18 protein-coding genes and 1 pseudogene are annotated in these 20377 nt (G+C 57.9%); 6 read left to right on the top strand and 13 right to left on the bottom strand.

Going from position 1 to position 20377, the window contains the following annotated elements; all coding sequences use genetic code 11:
- Position 1 precedes the first annotated feature (1 nt).
- From IV109_RS11540 to IV109_RS11480, 13 genes are all read right to left on the bottom strand, one after another.
- Positions 2-2593 (bottom strand): FimV/HubP family polar landmark protein, encoded by a 2592-nt coding sequence (locus IV109_RS11540; RefSeq protein WP_366834237.1) that lies wholly within the window; start codon positions 2591-2593, stop codon positions 2-4.
- 247 nt (positions 2594-2840) lie between these two features.
- Entirely contained in the window at positions 2841-3971 is a 1131-nt protein-coding gene (gene asd, locus IV109_RS11535; RefSeq protein WP_296696553.1) for an aspartate-semialdehyde dehydrogenase, read from the bottom strand.
- A gap of 226 nt (positions 3972-4197) precedes the next feature.
- Positions 4198-5268, bottom strand: a complete 1071-nt coding sequence (leuB, locus tag IV109_RS11530; RefSeq protein WP_296696424.1) for a 3-isopropylmalate dehydrogenase — start codon at positions 5266-5268, stop codon at positions 4198-4200.
- A 31-nt stretch (positions 5269-5299) separates the two neighbouring features.
- Positions 5300-5950 (bottom strand): 3-isopropylmalate dehydratase small subunit, encoded by a 651-nt coding sequence (gene leuD / locus IV109_RS11525; RefSeq protein ID WP_296696423.1) that lies wholly within the window; start codon positions 5948-5950, stop codon positions 5300-5302.
- Positions 5951-5959: 9 nt separating this feature from the next.
- Entirely contained in the window at positions 5960-6091 is a 132-nt protein-coding gene (locus IV109_RS11520; protein ID WP_296696422.1) for an entericidin A/B family lipoprotein, read from the bottom strand.
- Between the two features lie 22 nt (positions 6092-6113).
- The gene (leuC, locus tag IV109_RS11515; protein WP_296696419.1) at positions 6114-7562 is read right to left on the bottom strand and encodes a 3-isopropylmalate dehydratase large subunit; all 1449 of its coding nucleotides are present in this window, start codon (positions 7560-7562) and stop codon (positions 6114-6116) included.
- A 111-nt stretch (positions 7563-7673) separates the two neighbouring features.
- Positions 7674-8984 (bottom strand): citrate synthase, encoded by a 1311-nt coding sequence (gene gltA, locus IV109_RS11510; protein WP_296696415.1) that lies wholly within the window; start codon positions 8982-8984, stop codon positions 7674-7676.
- 10 nt (positions 8985-8994) lie between these two features.
- The gene (locus IV109_RS11505; protein WP_296696410.1) at positions 8995-9279 is read right to left on the bottom strand and encodes a succinate dehydrogenase assembly factor 2; all 285 of its coding nucleotides are present in this window, start codon (positions 9277-9279) and stop codon (positions 8995-8997) included.
- A 21-nt stretch (positions 9280-9300) separates the two neighbouring features.
- Entirely contained in the window at positions 9301-10005 is a 705-nt protein-coding gene (locus IV109_RS11500) for a succinate dehydrogenase iron-sulfur subunit (protein ID WP_296696407.1), read from the bottom strand.
- 43 nt (positions 10006-10048) lie between these two features.
- A complete protein-coding gene (gene sdhA / locus IV109_RS11495) occupies positions 10049-11845 on the bottom strand; it encodes a succinate dehydrogenase flavoprotein subunit (protein WP_296696405.1) in 1797 nt (598 codons plus the stop codon).
- A gap of 69 nt (positions 11846-11914) precedes the next feature.
- Positions 11915-12280 carry a succinate dehydrogenase, hydrophobic membrane anchor protein gene (gene sdhD / locus IV109_RS11490; protein WP_296696402.1) on the bottom strand — a complete coding sequence of 122 codons (366 nt, stop codon included), beginning with the start codon at positions 12278-12280 and terminating at the stop codon, positions 11915-11917.
- A gap of 27 nt (positions 12281-12307) precedes the next feature.
- Positions 12308-12754: a succinate dehydrogenase, cytochrome b556 subunit gene (sdhC, locus tag IV109_RS11485; protein WP_296696401.1), complete on the bottom strand. Its 447-nt coding sequence runs from the start codon at positions 12752-12754 to the stop codon at positions 12308-12310.
- 140 nt (positions 12755-12894) lie between these two features.
- Positions 12895-13698, bottom strand: coding sequence for a GntR family transcriptional regulator (locus IV109_RS11480; protein ID WP_296696397.1), 804 nt, complete (start codon positions 13696-13698; stop codon positions 12895-12897).
- A gap of 178 nt (positions 13699-13876) precedes the next feature.
- Here IV109_RS11480 and IV109_RS11475 point away from each other — a divergent pair, with 178 nt between their 5' ends.
- The 6 genes and pseudogenes from IV109_RS11475 to IV109_RS11450 all read left to right on the top strand — a co-directional run bounded on the left by IV109_RS11475 (position 13877) and on the right by IV109_RS11450 (position 20363).
- Positions 13877-14863 carry a malate dehydrogenase gene (locus IV109_RS11475; protein WP_296696395.1) on the top strand — a complete coding sequence of 329 codons (987 nt, stop codon included), beginning with the start codon at positions 13877-13879 and terminating at the stop codon, positions 14861-14863.
- Positions 14864-14939: 76 nt separating this feature from the next.
- Positions 14940-16001 (top strand): aldolase/citrate lyase family protein, encoded by a 1062-nt coding sequence (locus IV109_RS11470; protein WP_296696392.1) that lies wholly within the window; start codon positions 14940-14942, stop codon positions 15999-16001.
- 89 nt (positions 16002-16090) lie between these two features.
- Positions 16091-16459 (top strand): annotated as a pseudogene (locus IV109_RS11465) (hypothetical protein); the annotation flags it as partial.
- A gap of 63 nt (positions 16460-16522) precedes the next feature.
- The gene (locus IV109_RS11460; RefSeq protein WP_296696390.1) at positions 16523-19135 is read left to right on the top strand and encodes a bifunctional aconitate hydratase 2/2-methylisocitrate dehydratase; all 2613 of its coding nucleotides are present in this window, start codon (positions 16523-16525) and stop codon (positions 19133-19135) included.
- A 119-nt stretch (positions 19136-19254) separates the two neighbouring features.
- Positions 19255-19623 (top strand): DMT family protein, encoded by a 369-nt coding sequence (locus IV109_RS11455; protein ID WP_296696387.1) that lies wholly within the window; start codon positions 19255-19257, stop codon positions 19621-19623.
- A 92-nt stretch (positions 19624-19715) separates the two neighbouring features.
- The gene (locus IV109_RS11450) at positions 19716-20363 is read left to right on the top strand and encodes a DUF47 domain-containing protein (protein ID WP_296696385.1); all 648 of its coding nucleotides are present in this window, start codon (positions 19716-19718) and stop codon (positions 20361-20363) included.
- The last annotated feature ends 14 nt before the right edge of the window (positions 20364-20377 follow it).

Genomic DNA, 20377 nt, shown 5'->3' with positions numbered 1-20377 from the left:
ATCAAAGATTGCTCAGGGCGCGTTGCGCCTTGATTTTCATATCACCCGTTGCTTCCGAGATGACTTCTTCAATCAGGGCGCGTGCGCCGTCATCGTCACCAATTGCACTGAATTCCTCGGCCAGGGCCAGCTTGGTGGCAAGAGGGTCTTCATTGGCACTGGGTCCGGAAGTGGAGTCAGCCTCTGGGGGCTCCTCCAGATCAAGCGACAGGGAACCCAGGTCAAACTCCAGCATGCCCAGATCTGGACCTGCGGGGGTTTCATCAGGTTTGGAGTCGGTCAAAGGTGCCGGGCTGGTGGCGCCAAAGCTGGTGGCCGCCTGCTGCTTGAAATCATCGTTGTCGGACGATGGCAGACTCAGGTCACTGCTTGGGATTTCCAGATCGGGCAAGGTGAATTCGACGGAATTGGCAGCCACAGCCGGTGCTTCAAAGGCTTCCGTGGTGCTTCCAAAGTCGAGATCCAGATCCGTTGCCGTCGGTGCTGCAGCTTGCAGGCTCACCGTGGGTTCATTGCTGCTGGCGCTTGCCTCGCTGATAACGCTTGCGGGCTCTTCGTCCAGTGAGAAGTCCAGATCCAAGTCAAGATCCGTAGACGCCCCAGCCGACACGGCAGCGGCTTGCGGCGTTTCCGGCGATTCTGCGCCAGTGGACAGTGTGCTGAGATAGTCAAGGGGCGCCGGACGCGACGGTGTGTCATCAGCCTGACTCGGTTGTCCACCGGGCTGGTACAAAGGGTTGGTTGGATCAATGCTCAGGCCCAACTCGGACATGCGCTGCCACTCAGGACCGTCGCCACCTGTGATTTTGAAGGCTTGTGCGGCAACCCGTTCAAAGGATTTGGCATCGCGTCGCTTGCCAAAAATGTCCAACAGCTTTTGATAGATAGCGACACGTCCGGGGTTGGTGCGCAGGGCTTCATTCAGAATTTCTTCGGCCTGCATATCGCGGCCATAGGCCAGGTAAACGTCGGCTTCGGCCACGGGGTCTACATCGTCCGCAGCGTCGAGTTGGCTGGGTGAATAGACCATGGAAGAGCCAGTGGCACCATTGCTGTCAGTGGTGTCGACACTCTGTCCACCGCTGGCACCAAAAAAGGAGTCAGGCTGCAAGCGGCTTTCCAGGAATGAGCTGTCTACCTGGGTGGCGTTCTTGCGCTGGCGCATCCGGTAAAACCCAAAGCCTGCCAGAAGTGCAACCAGACCAACGGCACCGGCGGGTACGAGGGGGTTGTCGATCAACTCATCGACCATGCTGGGTTCAGGTGTTACCACAGGAACCACGACTGGACGTTTGGCTGGCGCTGATGCGGCAGGCTTTGGCGCGGGCGCAGCCGCACTGGCTGTAGCGGCTGGTGCCACGCTGGCCGTAACGGGCGGCGCCACGGGGGCCGAGGCAGCTGGGGTTGCCGCAGTGACTGGCACTGACGGTGTTGCAGGGACTGGCGTGGCAGTCGCTGGCGCAACCGCACTAGAGGCCGCGCCGAGTTTGCTGAGGTCGCTGATGTTTTTGGAAATCTCGGCGGTCCGGGTGCTTGCGTCCTTGGCACTGCGTTCCTTGGCGAGCTGATCCTCGGCAGGTTTTCCTTGAACAGCCCCTTTGGACAATGTGAGCTTGTCGGGCGCGGTGGTCGTCGGCTTTTTGTCCTCAACGTTGGCCTGCACACTGCCACTGGCTCTGCGGTCGGTTGCTGTCACCTGAGCGCTGGGCGCACTTCCCGCAAGCTTTCTGCGGAAATCGTTGAAGTCCTTGCTTTGCGCAACAATGATCTGGGTGGCTTCCGCAGCGGGTGTTGCCCCGGCTTGTTCCGCCGTTGGCACGTTCATCACAGCACCGGCCCTGACGCGGTTGATGTTCCCGGCCACAAAGGCATCCGGGTTGGCGCGCAGCAAGGCCACCAGCATCTGGTCGAGGGATACGCTGGATGGCTTGTTGGCCGCTGCAATTTTGCTGGCGGTGTCACCAGACTTTACGGTGACTTGTTCGGCCCCTGTGGCTACAGAGGTCTTGGCCACGGCTGGGCTGACGGTCGCTTTGGCGGGTGCTCTGCGCGGCTCGGCAACGGGGGCGGCTTTTGACGCAGGCCCTGGCGTTGCGGCCGACACGGCTTTGCTGCTGACTGCTGACGTAGAGGGAATCTGCGCGCTGGTGGGAGCAGCCGGTGCTGGTTGACGCAAACTGGGTGGGTCAAACAGCATGGTGTAGTCACGCACAATGCGACCGGAAGACCAGCTGGCTTCAATGATCATGTCTACAAAGGGATCATTGATGGCCCGGTCGCTGCTCAAACGTATATAGGCACGGCCATCGGGACGTCTTTGCAGGGTCGCTTGCAGACCCGACATGGCTGCGTTGTATTCCAGGCCTGCTGCCTTGAAGGCTTCTGGCAAAGCGACTGCTGCCTTCAGTGAGTTGGCCTCTTCGGCATTGATATCTGGAACGTCAATTTCTGCTCGCAATGGTTCGCCCAGAGCGGATTGCACAGTGATGCGGCCAAGAGAAAGTGCTGCAGCATTCGTTCCCCATAGGCCGAAAACCGCCGCGGCGGCAGCCGCCATGGCGGTTTTTTGCCAGCGATGTGATTTAGCAATCAATTTGTGGACTCCGATGTTCGGGCTGCTTTTGAAAAGTGTCTCATTATGCGAGCAAATGCCTTGATACTCAAAACGTAAAAAGTACCTTAACATCAATGTGTTAGGCTGACAAGCTAAGAAAGCTTTTAACTTTGTAACGGGCTGGAACAAGACTTGTTAGAGCAGTTTCTTTGTTGTCAAACGACAACGACCGACCAAGCGTCGCGATATCGCAACTCTGGGTCGGTCGATTGGTTTGAGAGCTGGTTCAGGCTGCCAATAAAACGCGCAACATGCGTCGCAGGGGCTCGGCAGCTCCCCATAAGAGCTGGTCGCCAATCGTGAAAGCACCCACGTATTCCGGGCCCATGGCGAGCTTTCGGATCCGGCCCACAGGGATGCCCAATGTGCCCGTCACGGCCACCGGGGTCAGGTCATGGATGCTGGCTTCGCGGGTATTGGGCACCACTTTGACCCATGCGTTATCCGCAGCGATCATGGCTTCGATGTCGGCAGTGGGAACATCTTTTTTGAGTTTGAAGGTCAGCGCCTGGCTATGGCAGCGCATGGCGCCAATGCGCACGCAAAAGCCGTCGACAGGGGTTTCTGCTGTTCCGAAGGCTGCGCCTTGACCTAGAATTTTGTTGGTTTCTGCGCCGCCCTTCCATTCTTCGCGGGACATGCCGTTGCCCAGGTCCTTGTCGATCCAGGGGATCAGGCTACCGCCCAAGGGGACGCCGAAATTGGCGGTTTCTGCACTGCTAAGGGATTGTTGCTTCAGCAAAACCTTGCGGTCGATCTCCAGGATGGCTGACTTGGGATCGTCCAGCAGGCCCTTGACCTCGGCATTGAGCGTCCCGTACTGGGTCAGCAATTCGCGCATGTGCTGCGCGCCGCCACCCGACGCCGCCTGGTAGGTCATGCTGGTCATCCATTCGACCAATCCGGCCTTATACAGTGCGCCGACGCCCATCAGCATGCAACTGACGGTGCAATTGCCGCCAATCCAGTTGTTCCCACCCTTGGCCAATGCATTCTTGATCACTGGCATGTTGACAGGGTCCAGAATGATGACGGCATCGTCATTCATCCTCAGTGTGGAAGCCGCATCAATCCAGTGACCGGTCCAGCCAGCGCTGCGTAGTTTCGGGAAGACTTCGGTGGTGTAGTCGCCACCTTGTGCGCTGATGATGATGTCGCACTTCTTGAGGGCGTCAATGTCAAAAGCATCCTTGAGGCTTGTCTCGTTCTTTGCCTGCGCAGGGGCTTTGCCGCCTGCATTGGAGGTGGAGAAGAAGACCGGTTCGATCAGGTCAAAGTCGCCTTCGGACTGCATACGATCCATCAACACGGAACCCACCATGCCGCGCCAGCCCACCAGACCTACCAGATTGCCAATTTTCATCATATTGCCCTTTCAGATATTCGAAATACAAGGATTTCATCTGCCCGGCTCGTCTGGCCGGTGGGCGCGACGAACCGGGCTGTGTCAGCCTTTAATGGTTGTCGTTTTGGTACTTGCAGCGAAGATCGACACGCTCCCACCCGGAACCGCGCTCATTGAAAGCGTGATTTCCCGATGGTGACTGAGCGGGTAGCGTTGCATCTTTTAATTGTAAGCGAAACTATTTCAGGGCCTTGAGAACCGCCGCGCCCATTTCGGCCGTGCTGACGCGGGTCGTGCCTTCGCTGAAGATATCGGCCGTACGCAGCCCCTGCGCCAGGACGGCCTTCACCGCGTCTTCAATGCGCTGGGCCGCCGCTTCCTGGTTCAAGCTGAAGCGCAGCATCATGGCCGCGCTCAGGATCGTCGCCAGGGGATTGGCGATGCCTTTGCCCGCGATGTCCGGTGCGCTGCCGTGGCTGGGCTCGTAAAGCCCCTGGTTGCTGGAATTCAGGGACGCTGATGGCAGCATGCCAATGGAGCCGGTCAACATGGCCGCCTCATCGCTCAGGATGTCGCCAAACATATTGCCTGTGACAACAACGTCAAACTTCTTGGGCGCACGAACCAGCTGCATGGCGGCGTTGTCCACATACATATGGTCGAGTTCGACATCGGGGTATTGCTGGCCGACTTCGGTCACCACATCTTTCCAAAACTGGAAAGTCTCGAGCACGTTGGCTTTGTCCACGCTGGTCACTCGCTTGCTGCGTTTGCGGGCGGCCTGGAAAGCCACATGGGCAATACGCTCAATCTCGGGGCGCGAATAGCGCATGGTGTCAAAGGCTTCCTCGGCTCCGGGGAAGTGTCCATCGGTGGCGATGCGACGACCGCGTGGCTGGCCGAAATAGATGTCACCTGTCAGTTCACGAATGATCAGGATATCCAGCCCCGCGATCAGTTCGGGCTTCAGGCTGGATGCGCCTACCAGTTGCTCGTAGCAGATGGCTGGACGGAAGTTTGCAAACAGCCCCAGATTCTTGCGCAAACCCAGAATGGCCTGCTCGGGACGAAGCGGGCGCTCAAGCTTGTCGTATTTCCAGTCGCCCACGGCGCCAAACAACACGGCATCGGCTTCTTGAGCCAGCTTGAGGGTCGCCTCTGGAAGCGGGTGCCCGTAGGCTTCGTAGGCGGCACCGCCAACCAGCGCGGTTTCCATCTCGAACTTCAAGTCGAGAGCGTTGAGCACCTTGACGGCCTCGGCCACGATCTCCGTACCAATGCCATCGCCTGGCAATACTGCAATTTTCATGATGAGCTTTTGCTATTGAATGTAGAGCTGCTTAAGCAAGCAACGTGTGGGCAAGCCACGGTTTTTGTGCAAGCCGTTGGGCTTCGAAAGCCTTGATCTTGTCAGCGTGACGCAGCGTCAGGCCGATGTCGTCCAGACCGTTGAGCAGGCAGTACTTGCGAAAAGCCTGAACCTCAAAGGGCAACTCGGTGCCATCGGGCTTGACGACGACTTGTCGTTCCAGGTCGATGGTCAATGAATAGCCGGGGAATGCCGCTGCTTCATTGAACAGCTGACTCACCTGGGCCTCCGTCAACACGATGGGCAACAAGCCATTCTTGAAGCTGTTGTTGAAGAAGATATCAGCATAGCTTGGGGCAAGAATGGCCCGGAATCCGTACTGGTCCAGCGCCCACGGCGCGTGTTCGCGTGACGAACCGCAGCCAAAGTTCTTGCGTGCCAACAGGATAGACGCACCCTGGTAACGTGGCTGGTTCAGCACAAAGTCCGGATTGGGCTTGCGGCTGGTGGGGTCCTGACCAGGGAAGCCGGCGTCCAGGTAGCGCCATTCGTCAAACAGATTCTGGCCAAAACCGGTTTTGCGGATCGATTTCAGGAATTGCTTGGGAATGATCGCATCGGTGTCGACGTTCTCACGGTCCATCGGGGCCACAAGCCCCTTGTGCAGGGTAAATTTTTGCATGGTGCGTGATTACTTCTTTTTGGCCACGTCTTCAATCTTTTCGCCAGCTTTTTGCAGGTCCTGGCCCACGCCCTTGACCGTGTTGCAGCCGGACAAGACAAAAACGAGTGACATGGCGATCAGTGCGGCAAATGTTTTCATGGTTTATTCCTTGATAACCGGTTCAGACAAATTTCCTGACGTCCACAAAGTGGCCGTGAATGGCTGCGGCTGCGGCCATGGCTGGGCTGACCAAGTGCGTGCGTCCGCCGGCGCCCTGGCGTCCTTCAAAATTGCGATTGCTGGTGGAAGCGCAACGCTCGCCCGGTTCCAGACGGTCGGCGTTCATGGCCAGGCACATCGAGCATCCGGGCTCGCGCCATTCGAAGCCAGCAGCCTTGAAAATCTCGTGCAATCCTTCGCGTTCGGCCTGCTCCTTGACCAGACCTGAGCCGGGCACCACCATGGCCAACTTGACGCTCTTGGCCACTTTTTGACCCAGCTTCTTCACCAGCGCCGCCGCTTCACGCATGTCTTCGATGCGGCTGTTGGTGCAGGAGCCGATGAAGATTTTGTCGACATACAGATCGTTGAGCGCCTTGCCAGGCTCCAGACCCATGTAGACCAGTGCACGTTCGATGGCACTGCGTTTGTTGGGATCTTTTTCCTTGTCGGGATCGGGCACGCGGCTGTCAATGCCCAAAACCATTTCCGGGGAGGTGCCCCAAGTGACTTGCGGCACGATCTGGCTGGCATCGAGTTCCACCACCGCATCGAAGTGGGCATCGGCATCGGAGTGCAGAGTTTTCCAATAAGCGACGGCGTGATCCCATTCAACCGCGGCTGCATCACCGCTGATTGCGCTATGGCCTGGTGCCAAGGGCCGCCCTTTGACATAGTCAATGGTTTTTTCGTCCACCGCGACCAAACCGGCCCGGGCACCGGCTTCAATCGCCATGTTGCAGACGGTCATGCGACCTTCCATGCTCAAGGCACGAATGGCGGTGCCGCCAAATTCAATGGTGTAGCCTGTGCCGCCAGCGGTGCCGATCCTGCCGATGATGGCCAGAACGATGTCCTTGCCACTGCATCCGCGCGACAGGGTGCCATTTACCCGAACCAGCATGTTTTTTGCTTTTTTGGCCAGCAGGGTTTGCGTGGCCATGACATGTTCCACCTCGCTCGTGCCAATACCATGCGCCAGGGCGCCAAATGCGCCATGGGTAGAGGTATGTGAGTCACCGCATACCACCGTCATGCCGGGCAGCGTCGCGCCATTCTCCGGTCCGATGACGTGCACGATACCCTGGCGCTTTGAGAGAAATGGGAAGTATGCAGCGGAACCAAATTCCCGCATATTGGTGTCAAGGGTGACGACCTGTTCTTTGCTGGTGGGGTCGGTGATGCCGTCGTAGCCCAGTTCCCAGCCGGTGGTGGGCGTATTGTGGTCGGCGGTGGCAACGATGGAGCTGATGCGCCATACCTTGCGATTGGCCTGGCGCAGCCCTTCAAACGCCTGCGGACTGGTGACCTCGTGCACCAGATGGCGGTCGATGTACAGGATGGCTGTGCCGTCTTCTTCCGTGTGGACGACGTGTTCGTCCCAGAGCTTGTCGTAGAGGGTGCGTCCCATGTGGTTTTTCCTTGGCAATCCGTGATTTTATGCGGCCTGACGAAACGGGGTCTTTCCAAACAAAACGCCCGCCGGTGTTGCCATCCGGCGGGCGCTTCAGTGAAAGCTATTTCAGCGTTTGGAAATCGGCTGAACCTCGCGGCGCACCGAACCGGTGAACAACTGACGCGGACGGCCAATCTTGTACTCGGGATCGCCAATCATTTCATTGAGTTGGGCAATCCAGCCCACAGTGCGGGCCAGCGCAAAAATCGCCGTGAACAGGCTGACCGGAATGCCGATGGCGCGCTGCACGATGCCAGAGTAGAAGTCGACGTTGGGGTAGAGCTTGCGCGACACAAAGTACTCGTCTTCCAGCGCAATTTTTTCCAGGGCCATTGCCAGCTTGAACAAGGGGTCGTTTTCCAGGCCCAGTGCGGTGAGGACCTCTTTGCAGGTTTCCTGCATGAGCTTGGCGCGCGGGTCGTAGTTTTTGTAAACGCGGTGTCCAAAACCCATCAGCTTGACGCTGGAATTCTTGTCCTTGACCTGCTCCATGAACTGACCGACTTTGGAGATGCCGCCCATTCTCTGGATGTCTTCGAGCATGTTCAGGCAGGCCTCATTGGCGCCACCGTGTGCGGGGCCCCACAGGCAGGCCACACCGGCTGCAATGGCTGCAAACGGGTTGGTGCCGGAACTGCCGCACAGGCGCACGGTGGAGGTGGATGCGTTTTGTTCGTGATCCGCGTGCAACACAAAGATGCGGTCCAGGGCGCGTTCGATCACGGGGTTGACCACATACTCTTCGCATGGGGTGGCGAACATCATGTGCATGAAGTTGCCGGCGTAGCTCAGGTTGTTCTTGGGGTACATGAAGGGCTGGCCGACACTGTACTTGTAGGCCATGGCGACCAGGGTGGGCATCTTGGCAATCAGGCGGATCGCAGCGATTTCACGGTGCTCCGGGTTGTTGATGTCAGTGCTGTCGTGATAGAAGGCAGACAGGGCACCCACCAGGCCGGTCATGATGGCCATGGGATGCGCGTCGCGGCGGAAACCACGCAGGAAGAACTGCATCTGCTCGTTCACCATGGTGTGATTGCTCACGCGCTTGGTGAAGGCCGCCTTGGCTGCCACATCGGGCAGGTTGCCGTACAGCAACAGGTGGCAGGTTTCCATGAAGTCACAGTTGGTTGCCAACTGCTCGATCGGATAGCCGCGGTACAACAACTCGCCTTTGTCGCCATCGATATAGGTGATGGCCGATTGGCACGACGCCGTAGACAAAAAGCCCGGATCGTAGGTAAACATGCCAGTTTGGGCATACAGCTTGCGGATGTCTACGACGTCCGGGCCGACATTGCCATGATAGACCGGCAAGTCGACGCTGGGGCTGCCGTTACTGAACGACAGGGTGGCTTTGTTGTCAGCTAATTTCATTTTTTACCTTTCAGCGGGTTTCTCTCAACATACTCAAAACTTCGTGCACGCCATCGTGATCCAGACTGGCGTCAACTTGGGCAAGCGACTTTCGTGCCAAATGCAGATCCAGCAGGTCGTTGTCGCTCAACTCCATCAGGGCAGCCAGGTTGTGCGACTGCCGGACGGTCAGGCTTGATTCAAAACGTTTGAAGAACCGTTCGATGAAAATATCGTTCTCAAGCAGTCCGCGGCGACAGCGCCACTTCAGTCGGCTCAAGCTTCGCTCGTCAATCAGTTCTTCGGCATTTTCCACAGGGCGTGTTCCGGTAACTGGCTAGACCGTGCGCAGGACCATCATTTCCTTGATCTTGCCAATCGCCTTGGTTGGATTCAAGCCTTTCGGGCATACATCAACGCAGTTCATGATGGTGTGGCAGCGGAACAGGCGGTAGGGGTCTTCCAGATTGTCCAGGCGCTCGCCGGTGGCTTCGTCGCGGCTGTCGGCCAGGAAGCGGTATGCCTGCAGCAGACCGGCAGGGCCGACGAACTTGTCAGGATTCCACCAGAAGCTGGGGCAGGAAGTCGAGCAGCTCGCGCACAAAATACATTCATACAAGCCGTTGAGCTCATCGCGCTCCTCGGGGCTTTGCAGACGCTCCTTCTCGGGCGGAACGTTGTCGTTGATCAGGTAGGGCTTGATCGAGTTGTACTGCTTGAAGAACTGCGTCATGTCAACGATCAGGTCGCGCACCACGGGCAGGCCCGGCAGGGGCTTCAACACAATGGTGCCTGGCAGGGTACGCATGTTGGTCAGGCATGCCAGACCATTCTTGCCGTTGATGTTCATGGCATCCGAGCCGCATACACCCTCGCGGCACGAGCGGCGAAAGGAAATGGTTGGATCGACGGCCTTGAGCTTCATCAGTGCGTCCAGCAGCATGCGCTCGGTACCGTCGAGTTCAACCTCGATGGTCTGCATGTAAGGCTTGGCGTCGGTATCGGGGTCGTAACGGTAAATCTGGAATGTGCGTTTTGACATGGGGTGTTCTCGCTGGTCTTGTTCGCTTGGCAATAACAATGATTTAGAAGCTGCGCACGGTAAGCGGCACAGAGTCCACTGTCAGTGGCTTCATTTGCACTGGCTTGTAGGACAGGCGGTTGCCTTCGCGGTGCCACAGCGTGTGCTTGTGCCATTCGTTGTCGTTACGGCCGTTCGGGTACTGGGGGCTGTCGGCGTAATCATTGACTGTATGCGCGCCGCGACTTTCATGGCGGGCAGCTGCGGACACGATGGTCGCCTGGGCAGCTTCGATCAGGTTTTCCACTTCCAGCGCTTCAATACGGGCGGTATTGAAGATCTTGGATTTGTCCTTCAGGTTGATCGACTTGACGCGTTCACGCAGGGCTGCGATTTTTTGCACGCCTTCATCCATGCTGGCCTGGGTCCGGAACACACCCGCATGCTGTTGCATGGTTTTGCGGATGTCATCGGCCACGTCCTGGGCATACTCGCCGCTGGTGGCGTTGTCCAGGCGGGCAATGCGCGCCAGCGTTGCATCAGCGGCGTCGGCCGGCAAGGGCTTGTGCACGGCATTGACCTTGTTGAATTCGACGATGTGGTTGCCAGCGGCGCGACCGAACACCAGCAGGTCGAGCAGCGAGTTGGTGCCCAGGCGGTTGGCACCGTGCACGCTGACGCAGGAGCACTCGCCCACAGCGTACAGGCCGTTGACGACCTCGCTCTTGTTGTCGGCGTTCTGCGTCACCACCTGACCATGGATATTGGTTGGAATTCCGCCCATCTGGTAGTGGATGGTGGGCACGACAGGGATCGGCTCTTTGGTGATGTCAACGTTGGCGAAGTTGTGCCCGATTTCGAACACCGAGGGCAGACGTTTCATGATGGTGTCGGCGCCCAGGTGGGTCATGTCGAGATTGATGTAGTCCTTGTTGGGACCGCAGCCGCGACCTTCCTTGATTTCCTGGTCCATACAGCGCGACACATAGTCACGTGGAGCCAGATCCTTGTACGCCGGAGCGTACCGCTCCATGAAGCGCTCGCCATTGCAGTTGCGCAGAATCGCGCCTTCGCCACGGCAACCTTCGGTCAGCAGCACGCCAGCGCCGTGCACGCCGGTGGGGTGGAATTGCCAGAATTCCATGTCTTCCAGCGGAATGCCCGCGCGCGCAGCCATGCCCAAACCGTCACCGGTGTTGATAAACGCATTGGTCGATGCGGCAAAGATGCGACCGGCTCCGCCTGTAGCCAGCAGGGTAGTTTTGGCTTCAAAGATATGCACGTCACCGGTTTCCATTTCCAGTGCCGTCACGCCCACCACATCGCCATCGGCGTCACGGATCAGGTCCATTGCCAGCCATTCGACGAAAAAGCTGGTTTTTTCCTTGACGTTTTGCTGGTACAGCGTGTGCAACATGGCGTGGCCAGTACGGTCGGCCGCAGCGCAAGCGCGTTGCACTGGTTTTTCGCCGTAGTTGGCGGTATGGCCACCGAAGGGCCGCTGGTAAATCGTGCCGTCCGGGTTGCGGTCAAACGGCATGCCCATGTGCTCCAGGTCGTACACGACCTTGGGCGCTTCACGGCACATGTACTCAATCGCGTCCTGGTCGCCGAGCCAGTCGGAACCCTTGACGGTGTCATAGAAGTGATAGTGCCAGTTGTCTTCCGACATGTTGCCCAGGGAGGCACCAATGCCGCCTTGCGCTGCAACGGTGTGGGAGCGGGTCGGGAACACTTTGGAAAGCACAGCCACGTTCAGGCCGGCGCGGGCCAGTTGCAGTGAAGCGCGCATGCCGGAGCCACCGGCACCGACGATAACAACGTCAAATTTGCGCTTGGGGAGTTTGGATGTTGCGGTCATGATTATTTGGGTGTGTCGGTAGCCGTAGTGGACTGAAATTGGCTTGAAAAAGTCTTGTTGGATGGTGCTTTAGATGCGCCACAGAACTTGAATGGCCCAACCAGCGCAGGCGACCAGCCAGACCAGGGTGAATGACTGCAGGCAAAGGCGCATCCATGCGGCCGGGATGTAGTCCATCCAGATTTCCCGCATGCCAACCCACACGTGGTACAGCAGGGCAACGATGACCGCGAAGGTCAGGGCCTTCATCCACTGGGGGGAAAAAATGCCGGCCCACTGGTCGTAGCCGACGGGGCCCTTGCTGAAAATGACTTGTGCCAGCACCAGCACCGTAAAGAGAGCCATCAGCGTGGCGGTGACGCGCTGGCCGAGCCAGTCACGCAGACCGTAATGTGCACCTACAACAAGGCGCTTGGAACCGTAGTTGACAGACATGATTTGTTTCCTGGTCCGAAAGAATGATTAATAAAGGCCAAACAGCTTGGCGCCCAGAATGATCGTCAGGCCGATGCTCAAAACGAGCGTCACCACTGCTGATGACTTGCCGAACTCTTTGCTGACGGCATGGTGATGGGTGTCCATCCACAGGTGGCGGATACCTGCAATGAAATGGTGCAGGTAGGCCCAGATCAAGGCCAGAGCGACCAGTTTCCAGATCGCACCGGGCAGTCCCAGCATGCCCACGTTGAACGCAGCCTTGAATTTTCCAAAGGAAATTTCTGAAGAGAGTGAGCTATCAAACATCCAGATGATGAAGGGCAGCAAGAGAAACATGATCAGGCCGCTGGCGCGGTGCATGCCGGACACCAGGGCCGCAAGCGGCCAGCGGTAGCCGGGCAGATCTTTGAAGGCGTTGATGTTGCGAAACTCAGGCCGCTTTTTTCGGGAGGGGGTAACAAGCTCGGTCATGGGTAGGCTTTCGTGGATGTAACTGCTTTGTAATTTTGCAAGGCTGCCAGGGCAAAATTCTATTGCACTGCAGCAAGTTGACACAAAAGATTCAAAATTAAATCAACTTCTTGGTTTTGCGTCCGGTGGGTGGATGGGTTTTAGCTTAACTCGTTTCGGTAGTAATGGGTGTCGGTCAAGTAAAGGCCGCGACGCAACTCCATGGGCGCATCGTTGTAGGTGTAAGCAATACGCTCGACGCTTAAAAGCGGTGTATTTTGCTCTATTTTTAATAGCGAACTTTGCACTGGATCCGGAAGCAGGGCCCGAATTTTCTCCTCAGCCCGGACCATGCGGACACCGAATTCGGTTTCAAACAGGGCATACATGGGGCCGTGGTAGTTGCTCAGGCGCTCGGCAGTCAGGCCTTTGAACGGACCGCCCGGCAACCAGAGGTCTTCCAGAATGGTGGGTTTGTCGGCAAAGGACAGGACGCGGCGGACCTGTAACACGGGGTCGCCGGTTCGCAGCGCCAGTGCGCGCGCCACATCGGCCGAGGCGCGCAGGCGTTTGCAGTCAATGATCTGGCGCTGAGCCGGACCTTCGCTGTTGATGTCGCCGTTGTCGGGAATCAGCTTCAGAAAGCGGTACTGCACATGCTGCTCGGCATGGGTGGCTACAAAAGTCCCTTTGCCCTGGCGGCGCACCAGCAGGTTTTCGGCGGCCAGCTCGTCAATGGCCTTGCGCACCGTGCCCTGGCTAACGCGAAAACGTGCGGCAAGCTCCATCTCGCTGGGGATGGCCTCACCCGGCTTCCATTCGCCCAGACGCAGGCTGTTCAGCATCAGGCCCTTGATCTGCTGGTACAGGGGGCTGAACGCAGGCGTCGTGGGCGCCGCAGCAAAAGAACCGGCGTCGGTGCTTGCAGAGGCGTTTTCGGCTGAAGAAAATGGTAGTTGCTGCATGAGTGCTCGATCCCACACAAGTGTTGGGGCCATGCGCAATCATATCTTATATAAGACATAAGACAAATTGACGACTCAGGGTTTTCCAGAGTAAACTCGGCGCGCATTCTGTGGGGCTCAGGCAACCCGTTTGGGCATCCACCAGTACTCGTTTCACAACACTTCTGGAGTTCTTACCATGAGCAAAAAGCCTGTCCGCGTTGCCGTTACTGGCGCAGCTGGTCAAATTGGATATGCCATTCTGTTTCGCATCGCCTCTGGCGAAATGTTGGGCAAAGATCAGCCTGTGGTGCTGAGCCTGCTGGAAGTACCCGTTGAAAAGGCCCAGCAAGCCCTGCAAGGCGTGATCATGGAATTGCAGGATTGCGCCTTCCCCCTGCTGGTGGGCATTGAAGCGCACAGCGACCCCTTGACTGCATTCAAGGACGTGGACTACGCCTTGTTGATCGGTTCGCGTCCCCGTGGCCCCGGCATGGAACGTGCCGAGTTGTTGGCGGTTAATGCCGAGATCTTTACTGCGCAGGGCAAGGCGCTCAACGCCGTGGCCAGCCGCAATGTCAAGGTGCTGGTGGTCGGCAACCCTGCCAACACCAATGCCTACATCGCCATGAAGAGCGCGCCTGATCTGCCACGCAAGAATTTCACCGCCATGCTGCGCCTGGACCACAACCGCGCCTTGAGCCAGTTGGCCGACAAGACCGGCAAGGCCGTGGCGGACATCGAAAAAATGACCGTGTGGGGCAACCACTCGCCCACCATGTACGCTGACTACCGCTTCGCCACCATCAAGGGCCAAAGCGTCAAGGACATGATCAATGACCAGGACTGGAACGCCAACGTGTTCCTGCCCACCGTCGGCAAACGTGGCGCAGCCATCATCGCTGCCCGTGGCGTGTCGTCCGCTGCATCCGCGGCCAACGCCGCTATCGACCACATGCGCGACTGGGCCCTGGGCACCAACGGCAAGTGGGTCACCATGGGTATCCCCTCGGATGGCCAGTACGGTATCCCCAAGGACACCATGTTCGGTTTTGCCGTGACCTGCGAAGGCGGCGAATACAAGGTGGTTCAGGATCTGCCGATCGATGCGTTCAGCCAGGAATGCATCAACAAGACCTTGAAGGAATTGCAGGACGAGCAAGCCGGCGTCGCCCATCTGCTGTAAGTCAAGCCAAGTCGTGCGCAGCGCTGGGTCGTCCCAAGCAGGCACAGCCTCTTCGGCTGGCGGCGTAGCGCATGCCATGGCAAACGCGGGGGGGCAACACCCCCGCGATGTTCTCCTGGGCGCACAGGCGGCATCGGCTTTTTTGCCGGTGTGTGATCATTACAGCGGCGTGGAGGCCCGGATGATCAAGAGTCTGGCTCTGCAGGCAGAAATGTCGCAGGAGTTTGGCGCCTGCGTGTTCGATGTCACGCTGGACTGCGAGGATGGCGCGCCCGTTGGCGGTGAGTTTGACCATGCAAATATGGTGGTGGCCCTCGCCAATCAAGCGCATGCTGCTATTCATAATGTAGCATCCGGTGTTGTGTCCCGGGTTGCGGCGCGGGTCCATGCCGTGGATCACCCGGCGTTCGAGCAGGATCTGGACATCATTGTGGGTGGTGCGGCAGCTGCACTGTGCCATGTGATGATTCCCAAGGTGGAAACGGTTGCCGACGTTGAGCGCGCGGTGCATCTGGTGGATCAGGCGGCTGCCAGGTCCGGGCGAAAGGATGCCTTGCCCCTGCATGTGCTGATCGAGTCGCCCGCGGCGGTGCACCGTGCTTTTGACATTGCGGCGCATCCCAGGGTGCAGTCCTTGAGCTTCGGCTTGATGGATTTCGTTTCGAGCCATGGTGGTGCGATTCCTTCCAGTGCGATGGGCATGCATGCAGGTCAGGATGCCGATCGACCGGATCAGTTCAGCCACCCGCTTGTCGTTCGTGCCAAGCTGGAGATTGCCTCGGCATGCCATGCACACGGCAAGGTGCCTGCCCACTGTGTGGTGACTGAGATCAGTGATGCGATTGCCGTGCAACAGGCTGCCACGCGGGCTTCGCGCAGCTTGGGCTATACCCGCATGTGGAGCATTCACCCGGCCCAGATCAGGCCGATTCTGGAGGCTTTCGCACCGGCAGCTTCTGAAATTGACCTGGCAGCGAATATCATGGTGCGGGCGGGGCAGGCCGATTGGGCCCCCATCTCTTATGATGGAAAATTGCACGATCGCGCCAGTTACCGCTACTTTTGGCATGTGCTGGAGCGGGCGCATCAAACCGGACGACGTCTTCCTGACGAGGTCCGGGCCTATTTTTCGGCGTGATTCTTGACCCAATCCACTCACTAAGGATGCGAACGATGAAAAAGCTGCTGGTATCTGTTTTCTTTTCTGCCGTGTCTTTCAGCTTGCTGGCGCAGACGCCGGCCGAGCTTGCCATTGCCCAGCGCGTGCACCAGGGACGGTTGCCCTGCGAACTGGGTGCCTTTGTGACTGTGAAAGCAGACGCCAAAGCACCGGGTCATTTCGATGTTCATATCGCCAATCAAAAATACCGCATGGTTCCGGTTGAAACCACAACTGGCGCTATCCGTCTGGAAGATCGTCAGGCCGGCGCAGTCTGGCTGCAGCTTGCCAACAAGTCCATGCTGATGAACCAGAAGCTGGGCAAGCGCCTGGCTGATGCCTGCGTGAGCCCGGATCAGGCCATCACCGCGTTGGCGTTGAGCAGGAATCCGCCACCCAGCGTGCTTGATGCACCTACTGAGGTCGCTATTAAATAGATAGCTAATTAAGTCCTTTTGACGAGGGCTGAAACCATTTTGTTGATTAAGAAGGAGTTGACCATGTTACAAACCTACCGTGCCCACGTCGCCGAGCGCGCCGCTCTTGGCATCCCCCCCTTGCCTTTGTCTGCCAAGCAGACGGGTGAGTTGATCGAACTGCTGAAGAATCCACCCCAAGGGGAAGAGGCGACGCTGGTCGACTTGATCACCCACCGCGTTCCGGCGGGCGTGGACGATGCGGCCAAGGTCAAGGCGTCTTATCTGGCTGCTGTGGCCCATGGCACCGAAAAATGCTCGCTGATCTCGCGTGAGAAGGCAACAGAGTTGCTTGGCACCATGCTGGGTGGTTACAACATCAGCCCCCTGGTTGATTTGCTTGACGCTGACGGCCCGGTTGCGCAGGTCGCAGCCAACGGACTCAAAAAGACCCTGCTGATGTTCGATCAGTTTCATGATGTCCAGGAAAAGGCCGAAAAAGGCAACGCGCAAGCCAAAGCCGTGCTGCAAAGCTGGGCCGACGCCGAGTGGTTTACCTCGCGTCCCGAAGTGCCGAAGTCGATCACACTCACTGTTTTCAAAGTGGAAGGCGAGATCAACACGGATGACCTGTCACCCGCGCCTGACGCTTTCAGCCGTCCTGATATCCCGATGCACGCATTGGCCATGCACAAGAATGCACGTCCTGGCGTCGTTCCTGAAGAAGATGGCAAGCGTGGTCCTGTGAAATTCCTCGAAGGTCTGCGGGCCAAGGGCAATCTGGTGGCCTACGTCGGTGACGTGGTCGGTACCGGTTCTTCGCGCAAGTCAGCCACCAACTCGGTGCTGTGGTTCACGGGCGAGGACATTCCGTTTGTGCCCAACAAGCGCTTTGGCGGTGTATGCCTGGGTGGCAAGATCGCTCCGATCTTCTACAACACCATGGAAGACTCCGGCGCCCTGCCCATCGAACTGGACGTGAGCAAGATGAACATGGGCGACGTGGTGGAACTGCGTCCCTATGAAGGCAAAGCATTGAAAGACGGCCAGACCATTGCCGAGTTCAAAGTCAAGAGCGATGTGCTGTTTGATGAGGTGCGTGCGGGTGGCCGTATTCCCTTGATTATTGGCCGCGGTTTGACCGCCAAGGCGCGCGAAGCGCTGGGTCTGCCCGTGAGCACGTTGTTCCGTTTGCCGCAGAATCCTGTGGATACGAAAAAAGGTTTCACACTGGCGCAAAAAATGGTGGGTCGCGCATGTGGTTTGCCATTGGTTGCCGGCAACCAGCAGGGCGTTCGCCCCGGTACGTATTGCGAACCCAAGATGACCAGCGTGGGTTCTCAAGACACCACCGGCCCGATGACCCGCGACGAACTGAAGGATCTGGCGTGCCTGGGTTTTAGTGCCGACCTGGTGATGCAGTCGTTCTGTCACACAGCGGCCTATCCGAAGCCGGTGGACGTGAAAATGCACCACGAGCTGCCTGACTTCATCAGCACGCGCGGCGGCATTCCCTTGCGTCCGGGTGACGGCATCATTCACAGCTGGTTGAACCGCATGCTGCTGCCTGACACCGTGGGTACGGGCGGCGACAGCCATACGCGCTTCCCCATCGGTATCAGTTTCCCCGCAGGTTCCGGTCTGGTCGCTTTTGGTGCGGCGACGGGTGTCATGCCTTTGGACATGCCTGAGAGCGTGTTGGTGCGTTTCAAAGGCAAGATGCAGCCTGGTATCACCTTGCGCGATCTGGTCAATGCCATTCCGCTGTACGCCATCAAGGCCGGTCTGCTGACTGTGGCCAAGCAGGGCAAGAAGAACATTTTCTCCGGCCGCATTCTGGAAATTGAAGGATTGCCAGACCTGAAGGTTGAGCAGGCCTTTGAGTTGAGCGACGCTTCTGCCGAGCGCAGTGCCGGTGGTTGCACCGTGCATCTGAACAAAGAGCCGATTCAGGAGTACATCAACAGCAACATCACGATGCTGAAGTGGATGATTGCCGAGGGTTACTCGGATGTGCGCACCATCAACCGCCGTATCAAGGCCATGGAAGCCTGGCTGGCCGATCCCCAGTTGCTCAAGGGCGATGCGGACGCTGAATACGCGGCTGTGATCGAGATTGACCTGGCCGACATCCATGAGCCGATTGTGGCCTGCCCGAACGACCCGGACGATGTGAAAACACTGGCCGACGTGGCCGGTGCCAAGATCGACGAAGTGTTCATTGGTTCCTGCATGACCAACATTGGCCACTTCCGCGCAGCGTCCAAGCTGCTGGAAAACAAGCGCGATATCCCGGTGAAACTGTGGATGGCGCCGCCGACCAAGATGGATGCCAAGCAGTTGACCGAAGAAGGTCACTATGGCGTTTTGGGCTCTGCCGGTGCGCGCATGGAAATGCCCGGTTGCAGCTTGTGCATGGGCAACCAGGCGCAGGTGAAAGAGGGCGCAACCGTGTTCTCCACATCCACCCGGAACTTCCCGAACCGTCTGGGCAAGAACAGCAATGTGTACTTGGGTAGCGCCGAACTGGCTGCCATCTGCTCCAAGCTGGGGCGTATCCCCAGCAAGGCAGAGTACATGGCGGACATGGGCGTGCTGACGGCCGCCAGCGACAAAATTTACCAGTACCTGAACTTTGACAAGGTGAAGGACTACACGGATGCCGCAGCGCGTGTCAAGCAAGGCGAAGCCGCCTAGCAGGCCAGCGCGCGAGGCCCGGTCTTGGCTGGGCCCGCTGTGAGTCAAGAACCCCGCGATTCCGGTTGCGGGGTTTTTTTTAGCCAGCTTGAAATCAACGATGCCGGAGAAACGGCTGCATGAACATGCTCCAATCCATCCCCCTGTCACTGCAAACGGTCCTGTTGCTGATTTGCAGCAACGTCTTCATGACGATGGCCTGGTATGGCCATTTGAAGAATTTGGCCACGGCGCCCTGGTACCTTGCAGCGCTTGTGAGTTGGGGCATTGCCTTGTTCGAATATGGGCTGCAGGTGCCCGCCAATCGCATTGGTTATCAGCAAGCCGGATTCAGTGTGGGACAGCTCAAAATCATGCAGGAGGTCATCACGCTTGCCGTGTTCGTTCCATTCGCCATGTTCTATTTGAAGGAACCCTTCAAGCTGGATTATTTGTGGGCGGCCTTGTGCATGGTGGGTGCGGTCTATTTTATTTTTCGCGGTGCCTGAATTCGCTGGCCTTTGTCTGTGGGGCGGGCGGTTAAACTGCCGGCAGTCCCGATGCCGTCATTTATTTGACATGTTCTCTTGAGGAGTCGACCATGTTTTTTGGAAAACTGTTGCCGCGCGAAAGCAACTATTTTGAAATGTTCAACCAACACGCGGACCGTATCGTCGAAGCGGCACAAGCGTTTTCCAAACTGGTTGCCAACTACAGCGATCCCGTTCTGCGTCAAAAATACAATGAAGATGTGGACAGCGCCGAGCGCGCAGCTGATCGGGTGACACATGAAGTCAACAAGTCGATTCACCTGACCTTCATCACGCCGATCGATCGCGAACAAATTCACTCGCTGATCAACACCATGGACGATATTGCGGACCTGATCCAGGATTCGGCTGAGACCATGGCCCTGTACGACGTGCATCACATGACGGAAGACATTACCCGCCTGACGGATTTGAGCGTGAAGTGTTGCGAGCGGGTCCGCGATGCGGTGGGCATGCTGGCGAAGATTGCCGATCCTGCGACGGCGGCGGCAGCCCTTAAAACCTGTGAAGAGATCGATCAGCTTGAGTCCGACGCTGATCGCGTGATGCGCAGCGCCATGAGCAAGCTGTTTCGGGAGGAGCCCGATGTGCGGGAGGTCATCAAGCTCAAGGCGATTTACGAGTTGTTGGAGACCATCACCGACAAGTGTGAAGACGTCGCCAACGTCATCGAGGGCATCATCCTCGAGAATTCCTGATTCGGAGCCTGCAC

This window comes from Rhodoferax sp. (assembly GCF_018780565.1).
Lineage (GTDB): Bacteria > Pseudomonadota > Gammaproteobacteria > Burkholderiales > Burkholderiaceae_C > Rhodoferax.
The sequence above is the reverse complement of the archived record's forward strand: the minus strand, read 5'-3'. Positions and strand labels throughout refer to the sequence as shown.

What these genes read in the sequence shown, in the direction of transcription:
- IV109_RS11455 (WP_296696387.1), top strand. Translation starts at nt 19,255, where the DNA reads ATGAACATGCTCCAATCCATCCCCCTGTCACTGCAAACGGTCCTGTTG.
- sdhC (WP_296696401.1), bottom strand. Translation starts at nt 12,754, where the DNA reads ATGACCGAGCTTGTTACCCCCTCCCGAAAAAAGCGGCCTGAGTTTCGC.
- IV109_RS11475 (WP_296696395.1), top strand. Translation starts at nt 13,877, where the DNA reads ATGAGCAAAAAGCCTGTCCGCGTTGCCGTTACTGGCGCAGCTGGTCAA.
- IV109_RS11450 (WP_296696385.1), top strand. Translation starts at nt 19,716, where the DNA reads ATGTTTTTTGGAAAACTGTTGCCGCGCGAAAGCAACTATTTTGAAATG.
- IV109_RS11460 (WP_296696390.1), top strand. Translation starts at nt 16,523, where the DNA reads ATGTTACAAACCTACCGTGCCCACGTCGCCGAGCGCGCCGCTCTTGGC.
- gltA (WP_296696415.1), bottom strand. Translation starts at nt 8,984, where the DNA reads ATGAAATTAGCTGACAACAAAGCCACCCTGTCGTTCAGTAACGGCAGC.
- IV109_RS11500 (WP_296696407.1), bottom strand. Translation starts at nt 10,005, where the DNA reads ATGTCAAAACGCACATTCCAGATTTACCGTTACGACCCCGATACCGAC.
- IV109_RS11470 (WP_296696392.1), top strand. Translation starts at nt 14,940, where the DNA reads ATGGCAAACGCGGGGGGGCAACACCCCCGCGATGTTCTCCTGGGCGCA.
- IV109_RS11480 (WP_296696397.1), bottom strand. Translation starts at nt 13,698, where the DNA reads ATGCAGCAACTACCATTTTCTTCAGCCGAAAACGCCTCTGCAAGCACC.
- leuC (WP_296696419.1), bottom strand. Translation starts at nt 7,562, where the DNA reads ATGGGACGCACCCTCTACGACAAGCTCTGGGACGAACACGTCGTCCAC.
- sdhD (WP_296696402.1), bottom strand. Translation starts at nt 12,280, where the DNA reads ATGTCTGTCAACTACGGTTCCAAGCGCCTTGTTGTAGGTGCACATTAC.
- leuB (WP_296696424.1), bottom strand. Translation starts at nt 5,268, where the DNA reads ATGAAAATTGCAGTATTGCCAGGCGATGGCATTGGTACGGAGATCGTG.
- leuD (WP_296696423.1), bottom strand. Translation starts at nt 5,950, where the DNA reads ATGCAAAAATTTACCCTGCACAAGGGGCTTGTGGCCCCGATGGACCGT.
- sdhA (WP_296696405.1), bottom strand. Translation starts at nt 11,845, where the DNA reads ATGACCGCAACATCCAAACTCCCCAAGCGCAAATTTGACGTTGTTATC.
- IV109_RS11520 (WP_296696422.1), bottom strand. Translation starts at nt 6,091, where the DNA reads ATGAAAACATTTGCCGCACTGATCGCCATGTCACTCGTTTTTGTCTTG.